The 16,261-nt window shown below is 64.4% G+C and carries 14 protein-coding genes; 7 read left to right on the top strand and 7 right to left on the bottom strand.

Annotation, left to right across the window (positions count from 1 at the left end):
* Window positions 1-35 precede the first annotated feature (35 nt).
* The 3 genes from ppsR to FHP89_RS16290 all read left to right on the top strand — a co-directional run bounded on the left by ppsR (window position 36) and on the right by FHP89_RS16290 (window position 3,370).
* Window positions 36-866 carry a posphoenolpyruvate synthetase regulatory kinase/phosphorylase PpsR gene (gene ppsR / locus FHP89_RS16300; protein WP_144178726.1) on the top strand — a complete coding sequence of 277 codons (831 nt, stop codon included), beginning with the start codon at window positions 36-38 and terminating at the stop codon, window positions 864-866.
* An 82-nt stretch (window positions 867-948) separates the two neighbouring features.
* Window positions 949-2,118 (top strand): DUF2863 family protein, encoded by a 1,170-nt coding sequence (locus FHP89_RS16295; RefSeq protein WP_144178725.1) that lies wholly within the window; start codon window positions 949-951, stop codon window positions 2,116-2,118.
* A 115-nt stretch (window positions 2,119-2,233) separates the two neighbouring features.
* Window positions 2,234-3,370: an ABC transporter substrate-binding protein gene (locus FHP89_RS16290; RefSeq protein WP_144178724.1), complete on the top strand. Its 1,137-nt coding sequence runs from the start codon at window positions 2,234-2,236 to the stop codon at window positions 3,368-3,370.
* Window positions 3,371-3,413: 43 nt separating this feature from the next.
* Here FHP89_RS16290 and FHP89_RS16285 read toward each other — a convergent pair whose 3' ends face one another.
* The gene (locus FHP89_RS16285) at window positions 3,414-4,319 is read right to left on the bottom strand and encodes an alpha/beta fold hydrolase (protein WP_144178723.1); all 906 of its coding nucleotides are present in this window, start codon (window positions 4,317-4,319) and stop codon (window positions 3,414-3,416) included.
* 10 nt (window positions 4,320-4,329) lie between these two features.
* The gene (locus tag FHP89_RS16280; protein ID WP_260851643.1) at window positions 4,330-6,675 is read right to left on the bottom strand and encodes a DNA internalization-related competence protein ComEC/Rec2; all 2,346 of its coding nucleotides are present in this window, start codon (window positions 6,673-6,675) and stop codon (window positions 4,330-4,332) included.
* An 83-nt stretch (window positions 6,676-6,758) separates the two neighbouring features.
* Between FHP89_RS16280 and FHP89_RS16275 the strand changes: the two genes are divergently transcribed.
* The gene (locus tag FHP89_RS16275) at window positions 6,759-7,325 is read left to right on the top strand and encodes a DUF2062 domain-containing protein (RefSeq protein WP_144178721.1); all 567 of its coding nucleotides are present in this window, start codon (window positions 6,759-6,761) and stop codon (window positions 7,323-7,325) included.
* Window positions 7,326-7,356: 31 nt separating this feature from the next.
* On the opposite strand, the gene FHP89_RS16270 is transcribed toward FHP89_RS16275, so the two are convergent.
* The 3 genes from FHP89_RS16270 to FHP89_RS16260 all read right to left on the bottom strand — a co-directional run bounded on the left by FHP89_RS16270 (window position 7,357) and on the right by FHP89_RS16260 (window position 11,513).
* On the bottom strand, window positions 7,357-9,378 hold the full coding sequence (locus FHP89_RS16270) for a methyl-accepting chemotaxis protein (RefSeq protein WP_144178720.1): 2,022 nt from the start codon (window positions 9,376-9,378) through the stop codon (window positions 7,357-7,359).
* Window positions 9,379-9,583: 205 nt separating this feature from the next.
* The gene (lolD, locus tag FHP89_RS16265; protein ID WP_144178719.1) at window positions 9,584-10,267 is read right to left on the bottom strand and encodes a lipoprotein-releasing ABC transporter ATP-binding protein LolD; all 684 of its coding nucleotides are present in this window, start codon (window positions 10,265-10,267) and stop codon (window positions 9,584-9,586) included.
* Entirely contained in the window at window positions 10,260-11,513 is a 1,254-nt protein-coding gene (locus FHP89_RS16260; RefSeq protein WP_144178718.1) for a lipoprotein-releasing ABC transporter permease subunit, read from the bottom strand. Before FHP89_RS16260 ends, lolD begins: the two co-directional genes overlap by 8 nt.
* Before the next feature lie 134 nt (window positions 11,514-11,647).
* Here FHP89_RS16260 and FHP89_RS16255 point away from each other — a divergent pair, with 134 nt between their 5' ends.
* The 3 genes from FHP89_RS16255 to FHP89_RS16245 are packed head-to-tail and all read left to right on the top strand — an operon-like array spanning window position 11,648 to window position 14,741.
* Window positions 11,648-12,667, top strand: coding sequence for a hypothetical protein (locus FHP89_RS16255; RefSeq protein WP_144178717.1), 1,020 nt, complete (start codon window positions 11,648-11,650; stop codon window positions 12,665-12,667).
* Window positions 12,664-14,355 (top strand): single-stranded-DNA-specific exonuclease RecJ, encoded by a 1,692-nt coding sequence (gene recJ, locus FHP89_RS16250; protein WP_144178716.1) that lies wholly within the window; start codon window positions 12,664-12,666, stop codon window positions 14,353-14,355. Before FHP89_RS16255 ends, recJ begins: the two co-directional genes overlap by 4 nt.
* Window positions 14,356-14,366: 11 nt before the next feature.
* Window positions 14,367-14,741 (top strand): winged helix-turn-helix domain-containing protein, encoded by a 375-nt coding sequence (locus FHP89_RS16245; protein ID WP_144178715.1) that lies wholly within the window; start codon window positions 14,367-14,369, stop codon window positions 14,739-14,741.
* A gap of 37 nt (window positions 14,742-14,778) precedes the next feature.
* Here the strand turns inward: FHP89_RS16245 and FHP89_RS16240 are convergent, their stop codons facing one another.
* Together FHP89_RS16240 and FHP89_RS16235 are read right to left on the bottom strand one after the other, a co-directional pair.
* A complete protein-coding gene (locus tag FHP89_RS16240) occupies window positions 14,779-15,489 on the bottom strand; it encodes an ankyrin repeat domain-containing protein (protein WP_144178714.1) in 711 nt (236 codons plus the stop codon).
* Window positions 15,490-15,495: 6 nt separating this feature from the next.
* Complete coding sequence (locus FHP89_RS16235; protein WP_144178713.1) at window positions 15,496-16,260, bottom strand: TatD family hydrolase; 765 nt, start codon at window positions 16,258-16,260, stop codon at window positions 15,496-15,498.
* Window position 16,261: the final 1 nt, after the last annotated feature.

Below are 16,261 nucleotides of genomic sequence, written 5' to 3'. Positions count from 1 at the left end.
CAGGTATACCCGAAATGCTAACCACACCTTGACCCATGACAGAATTCTCTACCCGAACTGTATTCTTTATCTCCGACGGCACCGGCATCACGGCTGAAACACTCGGCCATAGTTTGCTTGCCCAGTTTCCGGACATGCGTTTCAAGCAAGTCCGCCTGCCCTTTGTCGATTCAATCGAAAAAGCGCGGGACTGCGCCACACGCATTCGTGAAGCCGGCCGCAGCGACGGCACCCGTCCGATTGTCTTCAATTCGCTGGTCGGGCCTGAACTCGTGGCCGGCCTGCGCAATGCCGACGCGCTTTTTCTTGACCTGTTCGAGCGCTTCATCGAGCCGCTGGAGCAAGAGCTTGGCCAACGCTCCACTCACACGGTGGGCCGCTTCCACGGCATTGCGGACAGTCTCGACTACAAGAACCGTATCGAGGCGATCAACTTCGCACTGGCGCACGACGACGGCGTCTCGCACGCCGAGCTGGATGTCTCCGATGTCATCCTCGTCGGCGTATCGCGCTCGGGCAAAACGCCCACCAGCCTGTATCTGGCCATGCAGTTCGGCGTCAAGGCAGCGAACTATCCGCTGATTCCCGAAGACTTCGAGCGCAGCAAGCTGCCGACCGAGCTGCACAAGCATCGCCGCAAACTGTTTGGCCTGACCATCAGCGCGGAGCGTCTGTCGCAAATTCGCCAGGAGCGCCGGCCCGACAGCGTCTATGCCTCGCTCGACAATTGCCACTACGAGATCGACGCAGCCAGGCGCCTGATGGAGCGTGAGCGCATCCCCTGGCTGGACTCGACGGCACGCTCGATTGAAGAGATTGCCACCAAGATCATGCAGGACGTCCATCTGAACAAGCGAGGCTATTGATCCGGCCATGTAGAATGGCGCCCCGCTCCCTCGGGCCAGCCCGCCACCGGGCCGGTCCCTCCAAACCCCAGGGCAAGATTTCATGAAACGTCCCCGTAGCAAACGCCGCAGCGGCCTCGGGCCCGACGCCGAGCGTCTCGTCTGGCTGGCCAACGGCCTGGCCGAGTCCGGCAGCCGTGCCGAAGACCGGTTTTGGGAAAATCAGCTCACCGAGCTGATTGACCAGTTGCTGGACGAAGGCGACGAAGACACCATCAACAGCGCGCTCGACCAGCTCTATTCGAGCAGCCTGACGGCTTATGACGAGCTTGCCGATTTTGTCGAGTCCCGCGCCGAAAATGCCGGTCGCAAACTCGCCGATGAAGACGTGCTGCTGGTCGCCGCGCCGCTGCTGTCGTGGTCGCGCTACCGCATTCCGGCGCTCGCCATTTCCGATGCGGTGCTGGCCAATCTGCGCGTACACCTGCAGGCGCACGTGCTGGCCGATGGTGTGCGGCTGTCGGTCGCCAACTACCTGTTCAGCCCGGACCAACTGCCCGTCGGCTATTGCAATACGGCGCGTTTCGCCGAGGAGATCGGCGTGGCGGCCCAGGCCGATCAGGACTTGTCGATTGACGTGGCGTCGCTACCCGAAACCACGCAGTTTCTGTCCGACACCCGTTATCTGCTGTTTGCCGTGGCCGTCCCGCGCGGCACGCCGATGTTCCGCTGGCAGGAAAACGCCGGCGATCGCGACCACGCGCTCACCCAGTGGCGCAGCCAGGGCGGCGCCTGCCTGATTCCGCTGTTGCCCGGGTGCGCCGTCGAAGTGGTCTTGCCCGACGCTTACTTTGCCGCCTCGCGCCGCGCCGATCGCGAGAGCCGCGCCTACGCCGTGCGTGCATCGGTGGCTTTTCTTGGTGCAACACTCGAGGCGCCGGCGTCGAATCTGCGCGCGATCATCGCGCCCTTCCACGACCTCCAGTTGGAGGAATTCCGCATCGGTCTGACCCTGAAGGACGCCGATCAGGTCGTGCACGGCATTGTCTGGCCCTTGCTTGGCGCCGAAGACGATGGGCCCGACGTGCTCACGCAGATTGAAGCCACACTGCGCGAAAGTGGCGTGACCGAGATTCTGTCGCTGGACCACCGTTTTCCGATGGAGTACTGCGACGATTGCGGCGCCCCGCTCTATCCCTCACCCGAGGGCGAAGCGGTTCATGCCGAACTTCCCGAAACGCCCGACGAGCAGATGCCGCGCCACCTGCATTAAGGGCACTCCAGCCGACGCAACACAATCAAGACCGTGCCCGCGCTCAAGTGTGCGCGCGCACGGTCGATAAGACTACGCACGCGCATACGCTTATCAAAAAGGAACGGCAAACACCATGACCGGAACACCCCGCACGCTTCGCGCCCTCATGTTGAGTCTTGCCGTCTCGGCGATGTCGCTCCCTGCCCTGGCTGCCGACATTGTGATCGGTCAGGTCGCCCCATTTACCGGCACGCTGGCCCCCACCGGGAAAGGCGTCAATCTCGGCATACAAGCCTATTTCGGACGTGTCAATGCCGCCGGCGGCATTCGCGGCAGCAAGCTCAAGCTGGTGACCCGTGATGACGGATACAAGGTCAAGGAAACCCTCGTGCAAACGAGCGACCTGATCGACAAGGAAGCCCCCGTCGCGCTCGTGGGCCTGGTCGGTACCGGCAACGTGGCGGCGGTGCTCAAAGAAGGCCTGCTCGAAAAGGCCGGCATTGGGCTCGTTGGCGTGCGCTCGGGCGCCATGATCCTGCGCGAACCCGTGCCGACCCACATCTTTCACACCCGCGCCAGCTATGCCGCTGAAGTCGACACCATTGTTCGACAGATGCAGAGCATGGGGCTGAAGCGCATTGCGGTGCTCCATCAGGACGACCCCTTCGGTGAGGATGGCCTCGTTGCCGCCAAGAAGGCGCTCGCGGCATTCGGCATGGATCTCGTTGCCGTGGGGGCCTACAAAAAAGGCACCACCGAGGTTGAAGCGGCCATCAAATCCATCCACGCAACCGACCCGAACGGCATCATCCTGGTCTCCAACACCGCCGCCAGCAGTGCCTTTGTCAAAGGCATGCGCGAGGCCGGCAGCTTTGCCATGATGATTGCTGTGTCGGTCACGGCCGGGCCGCAGGTGGCTGAAAAAATCGGCAACAAAATGGCCCACGGGCTGGGTATTGTCCAGGTCGTGCCCAAGCCGGAATCACAGGCCATCACCATCAGCCGCGATCTGAGCGAAGACCTTCAGCGAATCGGCGCCAAGGAGGCTCCCGATCACACCATTCTTGAGGGCTATCTGATGGCCAAGGTGCTGGTTGAAGGCATTCGTCGTGCCGGGGAGTCCACGCGGCCGCGCATTCTGGCAGCACTGAACGAGCTGGGCACCTTTGATGCCGGCGGCGTGACCATTCGCTACGGCAGCGCCAGTCACGATGGCTCAAGCTACACCGACATCTCGATCCTCGATCGCAACGGCCGCCTGTTGCGCTGAGCGCGACACGCGCCTGGCGAGGCATGCACCGCCTCGCCGGTGATCAGCGACCTGAGTCGGCCAGTAGAAACTGACTGACCGCTTCGATCTGGCGTGCATCCAGCAACATGGGTGCATGACCGATCCCTTCAAACTCCACCAGCGACGCCTTCGGCCCCCGGCGGCTCATCTCCTGCGCCGTTTCGTGCAGCAGCAAATCGGACTCCGCGCCGCGGATGACCAGGGTCGGACACGAAATGGCGTCGTACATTGCCCACAAGTCGACGTCGGCGGACAGGGGTGTCTTGCGAAACGCCTCGGCAATGCCCGGATCGTAGACCATGGCCAGCCCACCATCGACAGCGCTCACCGCATGCTCGGTGAGATGGCGCCACTGTGCATCGGTCAAGGGGCCGAAAGGCGCACTCACCTCGCGAATGTAGCGCTCTGCCGTGTCGAGATCGGCAAAGACCGGCGCAGCGCCCACATACTCCGCAATACGCTCGATGGACTCGACGGTAATCATCGGCCCCACGTCATTGAGCACCAGGCGCTTGATCGGCGTGCCGGGCAAGGACGCCAGGCACATGCCGATCAGCCCGCCCATCGAGGTGCCGACCCAATGCACTTCGGGCACATCCAGCCGCGCGATCAGGGTCACCATGTCGGCCACGTATTGCGGAAACCCATACTCCGTTTTGACGCTCAGCCACTCGCTGCGGCCCCGACCGACCACATCGGGGCAGACCACGCGGTAATGCTGCGACAATGCTGCGGCAAGAAAATCGAAATCCCGGCCATTGCGCGTCAAGCCATGCACGCACACCAACACCCGCGGATTGCTCGGGTCACCCCACTCGGTATAGGCCATGCGATGCAGACCGTGTGCGCCGGCGCATTGCACCGTGCGATGACGCATCTGCGACGGAGGCGAGCCCATCCAGCCGCTCAGGGATTTCAAAAGATCCATGTTCAAACACTCATTCGACCGAGGCAGAGGACATCAGTCTAGCATCGGCCCGCCTGGGATCTGCACGCTTGCGATGCCAATACCGAGGCCGTTCTGCGTGCTCGCTGACAAGCTGCGCACCGGTTGTACTCAGCCGCACGGACACCGCCCCCTGCAGGTCGGTACGCCAAATCTGCGCGCCCGCATCGTGCCAACGCTCAAGCACCGCCACCACCGGATGCCCGAACGCATTCCCATAGGCACTGGAGAACACCACATGACCGGCATTGACCGCCGCCACCAAGGCCTCGGAGGATGAACTGCGGCTACCGTGGTGAGGCGCCACCACCACCGTGCTTGTCGGCCATCCACCCGCCGCTGCCACCGCGCGTTCAGCACGGGACGACACATCGCCAGGCAACAAGAGTGACCCGCCGGGCACCGAGACATGCAGCACGCAGGAGCGGTCGTTGTCGTCACGAAACTGCGCATCCGCCGCCGGGTGCAGCCAGCGAAAGCTCACACCGTCCCAGATCCAGCGTTGCCCCGCATGGCACGGTGTCGGCGCCGGGCCAGCGCCCAAAGCCACCCCCTGCCCCGTCACAACACGACGGACGGGAAAGCTGCGCAATACGCTGACGGCGCCGCCGGCGTGGTCCATGTCGTCGTGCGAGACCACCAGCAAATCCAGCGTACCGACGCCAGCGCCTTGCAGGTAGGGCACCACATGGCGTTCGCCCGCATCGCCCCCGCGGTAGTAACCGGGGCCGGTGTCGTAGAGCACATCATGCCTGGCGGTGCGTACATGAACCGCCAAGCCCTGCCCGACATCAATCACCCGGGCCTCGAACGTACCCGCCGACGGGCGCGGCGGCGACCACAGCAGCACCGGCGCCCACGCCACCCAGCCCAGCACCCGCCACGGCGTACCGCGCGGCATGATGGCCCACACGGCACCGATCAGGGCAAGCACCATCAGTGGCAATGGCGGCGTTGCCATCGACCAGACCGCGAACGGCAGTTCGGCAGCCCAGGTCAGCGCGCTCATCAGGTGTTCCATCACAAACGCCGCCATGACCAGAAAGAAATCGCCCGGCAAGAGCGCGCCCAGCAATACCAGAGGCACCACAAGAGCGCTCACCAGCGGAATCGCCACCGCATTGGCAAGCGGCGACACCAGCGATAGCTGGCCGAACAGCACGAGCAGCAAGGGCGCCGTCAATACCGTGACCGCCAGTTGCGCCGACGCAAACCCCGACACGCGGCCGCGCACACCGTGGCGCCCCGACAACATGAGAATCAACGCGCCGACCGCGCCGAACGACAACCAGAAACCCGCCGAGATCACGCACCAGGGGTCGAACACCATCACGCCCAGCAGCGCCAGCAACCAGATACGGCTCGCCGGTGGGCGGCGCGACGACAGCAGCGCCACACAGGCGGTCAGCAGCATCAGGACGCTGCGCGTCACCGGCACGCCAAACCCGGCCAGCGCGCCATACGCCAATGCCGCCACGGCGGCAGCCACCACGGTAGCGCGTTGCGCCGGCTGCCACAGCACGGCGCGCGGAATACGCCGCCACAGCCAACCGACCAGCCCGCCGAAAAGCATCGCCACAATCGACACATGCAGGCCAGAGATCGCCACCAGGTGCGCGGTGCCGGTGTTGCGCAGGCTCGACCACGTGGCGTCCGACATGCCGCGCTGATCGCCAACGGCCATGGCGGTGAGCACGCCCGCAATGTCTGGCTCCACGCTTCTATGGATTCGGGCCCGAATCGCATCGCGCCAGCGATCGATACGCGCACCGATACCCCTCGCGACAGGCGCGTCGACCGGCGCCAGCGTGCGCACATACCCCAGCCCACCCACGCCGCGCGCAAACTGCCACCCCGCGTAATCGAATCCATTCGGATTGTGCTGGCCGCGAATCACTTTCAATCGCGCCTCGATCGTCAGTCGTTGACCTGGCACGATGGCAGGGATCACCACCCCCGGCTTGGGATACCAGCTCAGCGACAAACGACTCGGAAGCCCGACCGGGGCCGCATCGGGCGCGAACTCAAATCGCAGCCCGTCATCCGGTCGCCCCGGCAATCCGACCACGACGCCGGTCAAGGTGTAGGTTGCGCCATCGAATGCGTCATCGAGCTGGTCGGCCAGACGCCACTGCGCGCGAAGACTTCCGTAGGCCAGGCCGACCGATAGCCCAAGCATCAGGCACAATGCCTGCCGTTGCCACCGGCCGCGCGTGCGCCAACATGCCACGGCCACGGCCGCAGCAACAAGGCATAGGCCCGCACTGCCCCACACAGGCAATACGCTGGCAGCGTGCTGAACGATCAGCAATGCCAAAAGCACACCAAAAATTGCCATTTGCATAGGCCGGCACTTTAGCGCGATCCGGCCACTCTTAGACAGATCGCGTGCACGCCACGCTAGAATCCACGCCAACCACCATGCGAAAACTCCTCAAGCGCGTTCTCCCTGACCACGCCAGCGTGCACAACAATCGCTGGCTGCGCCCCTTGGGCAGCACCCTCCTGCATCCCAGCCTGTGGCATCTGAATCGTCACTCCGCGGCCGGTGCCGTCGCCGTGGGACTTTTCTGCGGACTGATTCCCGGCCCTTTTCAGATGATCGGCGCCGCGCTCGGATGCGTGGTTTTTCGGGTCAATCTGCCGCTGGCGCTGGTCACGACGCTCTACACCAACCCCTTCACCATCGTCCCGCTCTATTTGCTGGCCTTCACGCTGGGTGACTGGTTGCTCGGCGGCGGCAGTCATTTCGTGGCGCCGCCCGAAATCACCACCATGGCTATCACTCAGTGGATGTCGGCCATGTCGGCCTGGGTGCTGGGGCTTGGCCGCCCCCTGCTGCTCGGGCTGCTGGTGCTCGCCAACGGTCTGGCCGTCACCGGCTATTTTGTGGTGCGTGGCGTGTGGCGATTGCACCTGATGCACGCCTGGCACACCCGGCAGAAAAAGCGCCGCGCCAGAAACGACAAGGGCGCGACCGGCAACTGACCGGTCACGCCCCGTTTGGCTAGCCTTGCGCTCAGACTTTGAAGCGCGCCACCTCGTCGCTCAAGGAACGCGCCAAACCCTCCAGCCGCTCGGCCGTGCGGGCGGTATCACGGACCGCCGCGCTGTTCTGCTCGCTCATCTGAGCGATCGCCTCGACGTTGCGCGCAATGTCGGTACTCGCGGCACTCTGTTCGCGCAGCGCTGCCGAGATATCTTCGACCGACACCACCACATTGGCCGCGCCCGCGTTGATCTGCTCCATCGACTCGCCGGCGCGCTTGGTCAGCACCACGCCTTCCTGCACGCGCTCGACGCCGCTTTCCATGGTGCCGACCGCTTTTTGCGTGCCGCTCTGGATGGCTTCGACCATGCCGGTGATTTCACCGGTGGCCTTGGCGGTGCGCTCGGCGAGCTTGCGCACCTCGTCGGCCACCACCGCAAACCCGCGGCCGGTTTCGCCGGCCCGCGCGGCCTCGATGGCCGCGTTGAGCGCCAGCAGATTGGTCTGCTCGGCAATTTCGCGAATCACATTGACGATGGTCGAAATCTTGCCGGACTGGTCGCCGAGGTCACGAATGACACTCGCCACCTCATGCACTGACTCGGCGATGCGCTCCATTTCGGTCACCGACTGACGCACCACGTCGCCGCCCTCTTTTGACAGCCGGCCCGAGTCGGCGCTCTGAGTCGACGCGGCCTGCGCATGGCGATTGATCTCGTCGATACTCACCGTCATCTCCTCAACCGCCGCCGCCATGCTCGCGGCGGCTTCGCTTTGCCGCTCGGAGCCTTCGGCAACCTGACCGGACCCGGTCGCCATTTCACCCGCTGCGGCCCGCAGATCTTCGGCGCTACGTTTGACCTGAGCAATGATTGCCGCCAAGCGTTCCGCCATGCCGTTGAACTGATGCGCCACATCGGACAGCTCGTCGCGTGCCGAAAAGTCGACGCGTGTGGTGTAGTCGCCCTGCGCCATCTGTGTTGTGCCGGCGGTCAGTTCGCGCACCGAGCCGACAATCGACAGATACATGCCGACCAACAGGTAGCCGGCGATCAGAATGGTGGTCACAGACACCAGCAATTCAATCACCAGCAAGCGGGTCAGTTGATCGGCCCGTACCTTGAGCAACGCGTCGGCGCTGGGAAACAAAGTGCTGTCACTATGGCCGATCAGACTCGAAATGGCTTTGGTGCCCACGGCAAAAAACGCCTCGGGTTTGATATCGAATTTTTGATCAACGATCTGAGCCTGGGTCACATCCCGCAAGTTTTTGTGCGCCGCAGTGATGTCTTCGCCGGCCTGCTTCAAAGCGGCCTCCAGCGAGGGATTGTGGCGTGCCGCGCGACGGAAGCGGTCCATCAGCGCGTCTTTGGTCACCTCGAGCTGACCGAGCTGGCGAACGATGGATTTTTCGTCATCCAGCGTCAGCACGCCCCGCGCGATGATGCCCGTGCCCATACCGCGCAAACGGCCAAGACGCTCGGACATTTCAGGCACGGCGGTGAGCAAGGCGCCGATCAGGTTGGCGGCATCGGCATCCGGGTCAAAGGACAGGCGCGACTGCGATCCGATGTCTCCGATCAGTGTGAGCATGTTCTCGATCATCTGCGTGTGGGCCTTGAAGTTGCCGCCGCGCTCGTTCGGCGTACCGCCCTTGAGCGGCGCCCACCGATTCTTGATCTCACCCCAGGGACCGGCCAGGTCAAAGTCTGCCCCTGGACCGCTCAGCGCGGCATCGACACCGGCCACCGCCTGCTCGACCTCTTGCGCCAGCGCCGCCACTTTGGGTGCAAGGCTGGTGTCACCGCCCAGCAGACCTGAGGTGGTGCCGCGGTGCTGCTGCATTTTGGTCAGCGCCTTGATGGTCGCATCAAGCACGACGAGGCCGGACTGCTCCTGCGCGGTCATGTCCCGCGACACCTGAATCTGTGAATACAGCTGGAACAACAGAAACATCGACGCAACGGCGGCCGTGCCACCGATAAGCAAAAACTTGGTGGTGTAGCGCAACTGATTGAGCAAGCGCACGGCAGGGGCAAAGAGAACTCGCATAACTGTCTCCAGACAGTGGTCGTATACGAGGGCTATTCACGTCACCGCGTCTTACAACTTGAATCAGCGTTTTTGCATACAGGCGAGGAGCCATTGTGGCGCTAGGCCCAAGGACATACGTGCCGCTAGGCAGCGTTTCTCCGAAAAGCCGCACCCTGCGGTGATTTCAGCCGATGTTTACACACCCGGGCCGATCCATTGATGCTTAGGCCAACCGTCCGTCGGTCAAGGTCAGCACCCGTTCAGCGCGCGCTGCGAGCTGCACGTCGTGCGTCACGATGACAAAGCTCGTGCCTTCGGCGGCGTTGAGTTCGAGCATCAGGTCAAACACCGCGCCGGCGGTTTTGCTGTCCAGGTTGCCGGTCGGCTCATCGGCCAGCACGCAGGCCGGACGCGTGACCAGCGCCCGGGCAATCGCCGCACGCTGGCGCTCGCCGCCCGAGAGCTCACCGGGCGTATGGCTGACGCGATGCCCCAAGCCCACCCGCTCAAGCATCTCGGCCGCCTTGGCGTCCGCTTCGGCGCGCGGCATGCGGCGGATATACAAGGGCATGGCGACGTTTTCCAGCGCCGAGAACTCGGGCAGCAGGTGGTGAAACTGATACACGAAGCCGAGCGCCTGGTTGCGCAGCCGCCCGCGTGCCGCATCAGACAGCCGCGACACATCACCACCATTCACGCTCACCCGCCCCGCCGTGGGCGCATCGAGCCCGCCGAGCAGATGCAGCAGCGTGCTCTTGCCGGAGCCGGACGCACCCACAATCGCAATCCGCTCGCCTCGAGCGACGGAAAGCGACACGTCCTTGAGTACCTCGACCGCATCGGCGCCTTCACGAAAGCGCTTCGACAAGCCTTCGCAGGCGAGCACCGGGGGAGTCGGATTACTCATAGCGCAGCGCCTCCGCCGGATTTACCCGCGAGCCGCGCCAGCTCGGATACAAAGTCGCGATCAGGGTCAGCACGAACGACACCGAGGTAATGGTGATCACGTCGGCCGGCAGAATTTTGGACGGCATTTCAGTCACGTAGTAGATCTCTTTGTTCCATAGGGTGGTGCCGAGCACACCCTCGAGCGCGGGAATCACCACATCCAGATTCGTGGCCAGCGCGATGCCGCCAATCACGCCGGCAATCAGGCCAACGATACCGATGATCGCGCCCTGCAGGATGAAGATGCTCATGATCGATCCGGGGCTGGCACCGAGGGTGCGCAAAATGGCGATGTCGGCCGTTTTCTCCTGCACCGCCATCACCAGGGTCGACACAATATTGAACGCCGCCACGGCAACGATCAGAAACAGGATGATGGACATCATCTTTTTCTCCAGCGCCACGGCACGGAAGAAATTGGCATGGCTGCTGGTCCAGTCGGACAACACGGTGCGGGTGTCGTAGCGATTGGCCAGCTCGCGGATCACGCGCGGCGCGGCAAACAAGTCGTCGAGCTTCAGGCGTACGCCACTGACCCGGTCGCCCATGCGATACAGCACTTGCGCATCGTTCAGATGAATCAGCGCCAGACCGGCATCAAACTCGTACATGCCGGCTTCAAAAATGCCCACCACGGTGAATTGCTTGAGTCGCGGCAAAACCGCGGCGGGCGTGACCAGGCCTTGCGGCGCGATCAGCGTCACCTTGTCGCCGGTACGTGCGCCCAGCGCCCGCGCCAGATCGACGCCAAGCACGATCCCGAAGCCGCCGGCCTGCAGCCCGTCGAGCGTCCCCACGCGCATGGTCTTGCTGAAATCGGCCACGCGGTCCTCTTCGGCCGGCAAAATACCGCGTACCATCACGCCGCGCACATTCTGGTCAAACGACAGCATGCCCTGCGCCTGCACAAACGGTGCGGTCCCTTGAACATTGGGATGCTCCGCCGCGGTCTGCGCCGCCTGCTGCCAGGCCTCCATGTCACCCGCTGCGCCGGTCACCTGCGCGTGCGAGGCCACCCCGAGAATCCGGGTACGCAGCTCTTCCTGAAAGCCGTTCATGACCGACAGCACCACAATCAGCGCGGCCACGCCCAGTGCAATGCCCAGCATCGACACCAGGGAAATGAAGGAAATAAACTGGTTGCGCCCCTGCGCCCGCTTTCGCGAGCGGGTATAGCGCAAACCGATGAGCGTTTCATATCGCATCGGGCAATTGGCCTCGAATCAGCAAGGTCGCCATTGTGCCTAATGTCGGCCAACGATGCGATGCAGCGTGCTCAGCCCGGCAAGGCAAGAGACCGCTGCATGCTAGAATCGGCGCCTGCTTTCGGGTCACAAACATGCATCTTCACCTGCTCGTTCCCGGCCTGATCTGGCCCAGTATTCATGCCCGCGGTTTTGCCCACACGCTCACGCTGCCGGCCTTGTCGCGCCTGCTCGGCGTCGGCCGCCACCGCGCCGAACCGGCCGAAACGCCGGAACAGACCTGGGCGCGATTCTTCAACACCGACACCGCCACGCTCGCCGATGCGCCCCTGCGCCGTTGGGGTGAAGCCGACGCCCTGCGCGTCGACACACCGCTGCTGTGCGCCGACCCGAGCCACCTGCACTTTGCCGGCAGCCACCTGCTGCTGACCGATGCGGGCGAGCTGGCCATCACCCGCGATGAGGCCGACGCGCTGATTGACGCGCTCAATGCCGAGTTCGCCGATATCGGCCGATTCGAAGCGCCGACACCGGATCGCTGGTATCTGCATCCCAAGCAGCCGCCCACCGCACAACTATCACGCCTGTCGGCCACCACCGGCCGGCCGATCGTGCACTACCTGCCGAGCAATGGCGACGCGCTCGTCTGGCAGCGCACCATGAACGAGATCCAGGTGGTGCTGCACAATCACCCGATCAATCGCGCCCGCGAAGCGGCCGGCCAACGCGCCATCAACAGCGTGTGGTTCTGGGGCGCAGGCCGCTTGCCGGCATCGCTGACGCCGCCGGCCCAACACATCGCGGCAAGCTCACCGCTAGTGCGCGGCATGGCCCGCGCGGCCGGGTGCGAACCCACGCGACCGGACACCTTCGCCGACCTTCCCGCGGGCGACGCGCTGGTCGAATTGCCAGACGCCTACCATGCGAGCCTCTATCTCGATCTCGACCCCTGGCAAGCCGCCGTGCTCGATCTCGAACAGCACTGGTTTGCCCCCGCGCTCGCCGCCCTCAAAGCCGGCACACTGAAGACGCTGACACTGACGCTGCCCGACGAACGCGGCGGCCGGCAGATCACGCTCTCCAAGCGCCACCTGTGGTGCTTCTGGCGCAAGCCCCAATCGCTCGAAACCTTCACGCTGGCCAATTACTCATGACGCGCATCGTGCCCCGCAAGGCCAACCCCGCCACTGTCCGCCGACTGGCCGAGTCCGGCCTCCACCCGACGCTGGCCCGCCTGTACGCGGCGCGCGGCATTACGGCGGCGAGCGAACTCGACGACGCGCTCGCCAAGCTCATTCCGCCAACCCAGCTGCAGGGCGTGTCTGACGCCGCCATTCTGCTCGCTGACGCCATCGAGGCCGGCGCCCGCATGCTGGTCGTCGCCGACTACGACTGCGACGGTGCCACCGCCTGCGCCGTGGCCGTGCGCGGCCTGCGCGCGATGGGCGCCGAGGTGGCCTATCTGGTGCCGAATCGCTTCGAATACGGCTATGGCCTCACCCCGGCCATCGTCGAGCTCGCCGCGCAGAGCGAACCCGACCTGATCATCACCGTCGACAACGGCATCGCCAGCATTGATGGCGTCGAAGAGGCCCGCTCGCTCGGCATCGCCACGCTGATCACCGATCACCACCTGCCGGGCGACGCGCTGCCGCAGGCCGATGTGATCGTCAATCCCAACCAGCCGGGCTGCAGCTTTCCGAGCAAGGCGCTGGCCGGCGTGGGCGTCATGTTCTACACCTTGCTGGCGCTGCGCGCCGAGCTGCGCACCCGCGGCGCGTTTGACGACGGCAAGGGGCCGAATCTGGCCACGCTGCTCGATCTGGTCGCGCTCGGCACGGTCGCCGACGTGGTGCCACTCGATCGCAACAACCGCATTCTGGTGTCGCAAGGGCTGGCCCGCATGCGCGCCGGCCAGATGTGCGCCGGCGTGCGCGCCCTGTTCAGCGCGGCCGGCCGCGAGCCGACACGCGCCAGCACCTTCGACATGGGCTTTGGCCTCGGCCCGCGCCTGAACGCGGCGGGCCGTCTGGCCGACATGTCGCTGGGCATCGAATGTCTGATCACCGATGACATCGCCCGCGCCATGAACATCGCGCAGGAGCTCGACCGCCTCAACCGCGAACGCCGCAGCATCGAGGCCGACATGCAGTCCGATGCCCTGCTCACGCTCGACGATTTCGTGCCGGGCGAGCGCGCCAGCATCACCTTGTTCGAGCCGAGCTGGCATCAAGGCGTGATCGGCATCGTCGCGGGGCGTATCAAGGAGAAATTCCACCGGCCTGTCGTGGCGTTTGCGCCGGGTGACGACGGCCAGATCAAAGGCTCGGGCCGCTCGATCCCAGGCCTGCATCTGCGCGATGCGCTCGATCTGGTCAGTAAGCAGATGCCCGACCTGATCCTCAAGTTCGGCGGCCACGCCATGGCCGCGGGCCTGACGATCCGCGCCGAGGACTTCGAACGCTTCTCGGCCGCCTTCGAGGCGGTGGTGAACGCCATGATCGACCCGGCTGACCTGACCCGCCGGGTCGACACCGACGGCCCGCTCGAAACCGGCTACATGACGCTCGAAACCGCGCGCCATCTTGAGAACGCGATCTGGGGCCAGAGCTTTCCGGCACCGGTGTTCGACGACGTGTTCGAGGTCGACAACCAGCGCCTGCTCAAGGATCGCCACCTCAAGCTGGCGCTGCGCAAGAACAACACCCGCTTCGAAGCCATCTTTTTCAACTACGCCGAGCCGGTGCCCGCTTCGATTCACGCGGCCTATCGGCTGTCGGTGAATGAATACAATGGCGTCAGCTCGGTACAGCTGATGATCGAGCACATCGAACCCGCCTGAGGACCGCCGCCATGACCGCCCGCCTCCGCCACCAAGTCCGCATCATGCTCGACGACAAGATCGCGCTCGGGCCCGGCAAGGCCACCCTGCTCGAAGCCATCGGCCGGCATGGCTCGATCTCGGCCGCGGCGCGCGAAATGGGCATGTCCTACACCCGCGCCTGGGCCTTGGTCGACGCCATGAATCGCTGCTTTCGGCAGCCAGTGGTGCTGACGGTAACGGGGGGAAAACGCGGCGGTGGCGCAGAGGTGTCGGCCACGGGCCATGACGTGCTGCGCCAGTATCGCGCCATGGAAAAGGCCGCCAACGCAGCGCTGGATGGCCCTTTTGATGGGCTACGCCCGCTGCTGCGCGATCAGGCCGAGCCCCCCGACGACGGCGCCTGAGGCATCAGGCGGCACCGCAACAGCGGTGTGACCCGACTTACTCGATCACTACGCGCAGCGTGCCGCCCGCTGGCTTCGGCTTTGCCGGCGCAGGGGCGACTTTCAAAACAGACGGCACGCGACGCTCGAGCAGCTCGGCAATATCGGTATTACCGTTCTCCAATGCCCAGCTGTGCGCGGTGCGATTCTGGTCATTCACCACGTTGGTGTCTGCACCGCGATCGAGCAGCAACTTCACGATCTCGATATGGCCATTGCGGGCCGCAAACATCAAGGGCGTTGCCAGATTGGGCGCGCGCTGGTTGATATCGGCACCGCGCTCGATCAGCAAGCGCGCGATATCGGTCTGCCCCTGAAAAGCGGCATAGATCAGCGGCGTCCAGCCATCGTGGTTGATCGGCGCGCCGGCTGCGAGGAGTCGCTCGACAATCGGCTGATACCCCTTGAGCACCGCCATCATCATCGCGCTGTCGCCGGCCGGATTGCGCTTGCCGGCACGGGCGCCGCTGCGCAGCAGCAGATCCACCGCGTCCAACTGGCCTTCGCGGGCGGCGAGCATCAGCAAGGTGTTGCCACTCGCATCGACAGTGTCGGCCTCCAGCCCCTGACGCAGCAGCTCGGTCAGCTCGCCGGTATCGCCCATGCGCGCCGCGTTGATGGAATCATCGTAGGCACCGGCCAGGGCCGGTTGAACAGCCATCGAGAAAAGCAGCGTCAGGCCCAGGGCCGCGCGTTTAAAAAGGAGCATGTCGCCTCACACAATCTTGAACAGTGTTCTGAAATTCTCGGTCGTCTGCCGTGCAATGGTTTCGACCGACTCATCGCGCAACTCGGCGATGTGTTCTGCGACATGTTTGACGAAGCCGGGTTCATTCTGTTTGCCGCGATGCGGCACCGGCGCGAGATAGGGCGCGTCGGTTTCGATCAGCATCCGGTCCAGCGGCACATAACGCGCAACCTCCTTCAAAGCCTTGGCGTTCTTGAAGGTGACGATGCCGGAGAAGGAGATGTAAAAGCCCAGATCGAGCGCAGCTTCGGCCACCGCCTGGGTTTCTGTAAAACAATGCATCACGCCGCCCGGCGCCGACGCGCCCTCCTCGCGCATCAGGCGCAAGGTGTCGTCGGCGGAGTCGCGGGTGTGAATGATCAGCGGCTTGTCGCAGGCATTGGCGGCCCGGATATGGGTGCGAAATCGCTCGCGCTGCCACTCGGGTTTGTCTTTGTGCCAGTAATAATCCAGCCCGGTCTCGCCAATGGCCACCACCCGCGGGTGCGCCGCCAGCGCCAGCAAGCGTGCGACATCGGGCTCTTCGCAATCGTTATTGTCGGGGTGCACGCCGACCGACGCATACAGATGCGGGTAGGCCTCGGCCAGCGCCAGCACGCGCGGAAAAGTCTCGAGCTTGACGCTGACGCACAGCGCCTGATCGACCTGGTTCTGCGCCATCAGCGCGAGGATGTCGTCCTTGCGCTCGATGAGTTCGGGAAAGTCCAGGTGACAGTGGGAATCAACAAACATG

Source organism: Denitromonas ohlonensis, from assembly GCF_007625205.1.
GTDB classification, from domain to species: Bacteria; Pseudomonadota; Gammaproteobacteria; order Burkholderiales; family Rhodocyclaceae; genus Nitrogeniibacter; species Nitrogeniibacter ohlonensis.
The sequence above is the reverse complement of the archived record's forward strand: the minus strand, read 5'-3'. Positions and strand labels throughout refer to the sequence as shown.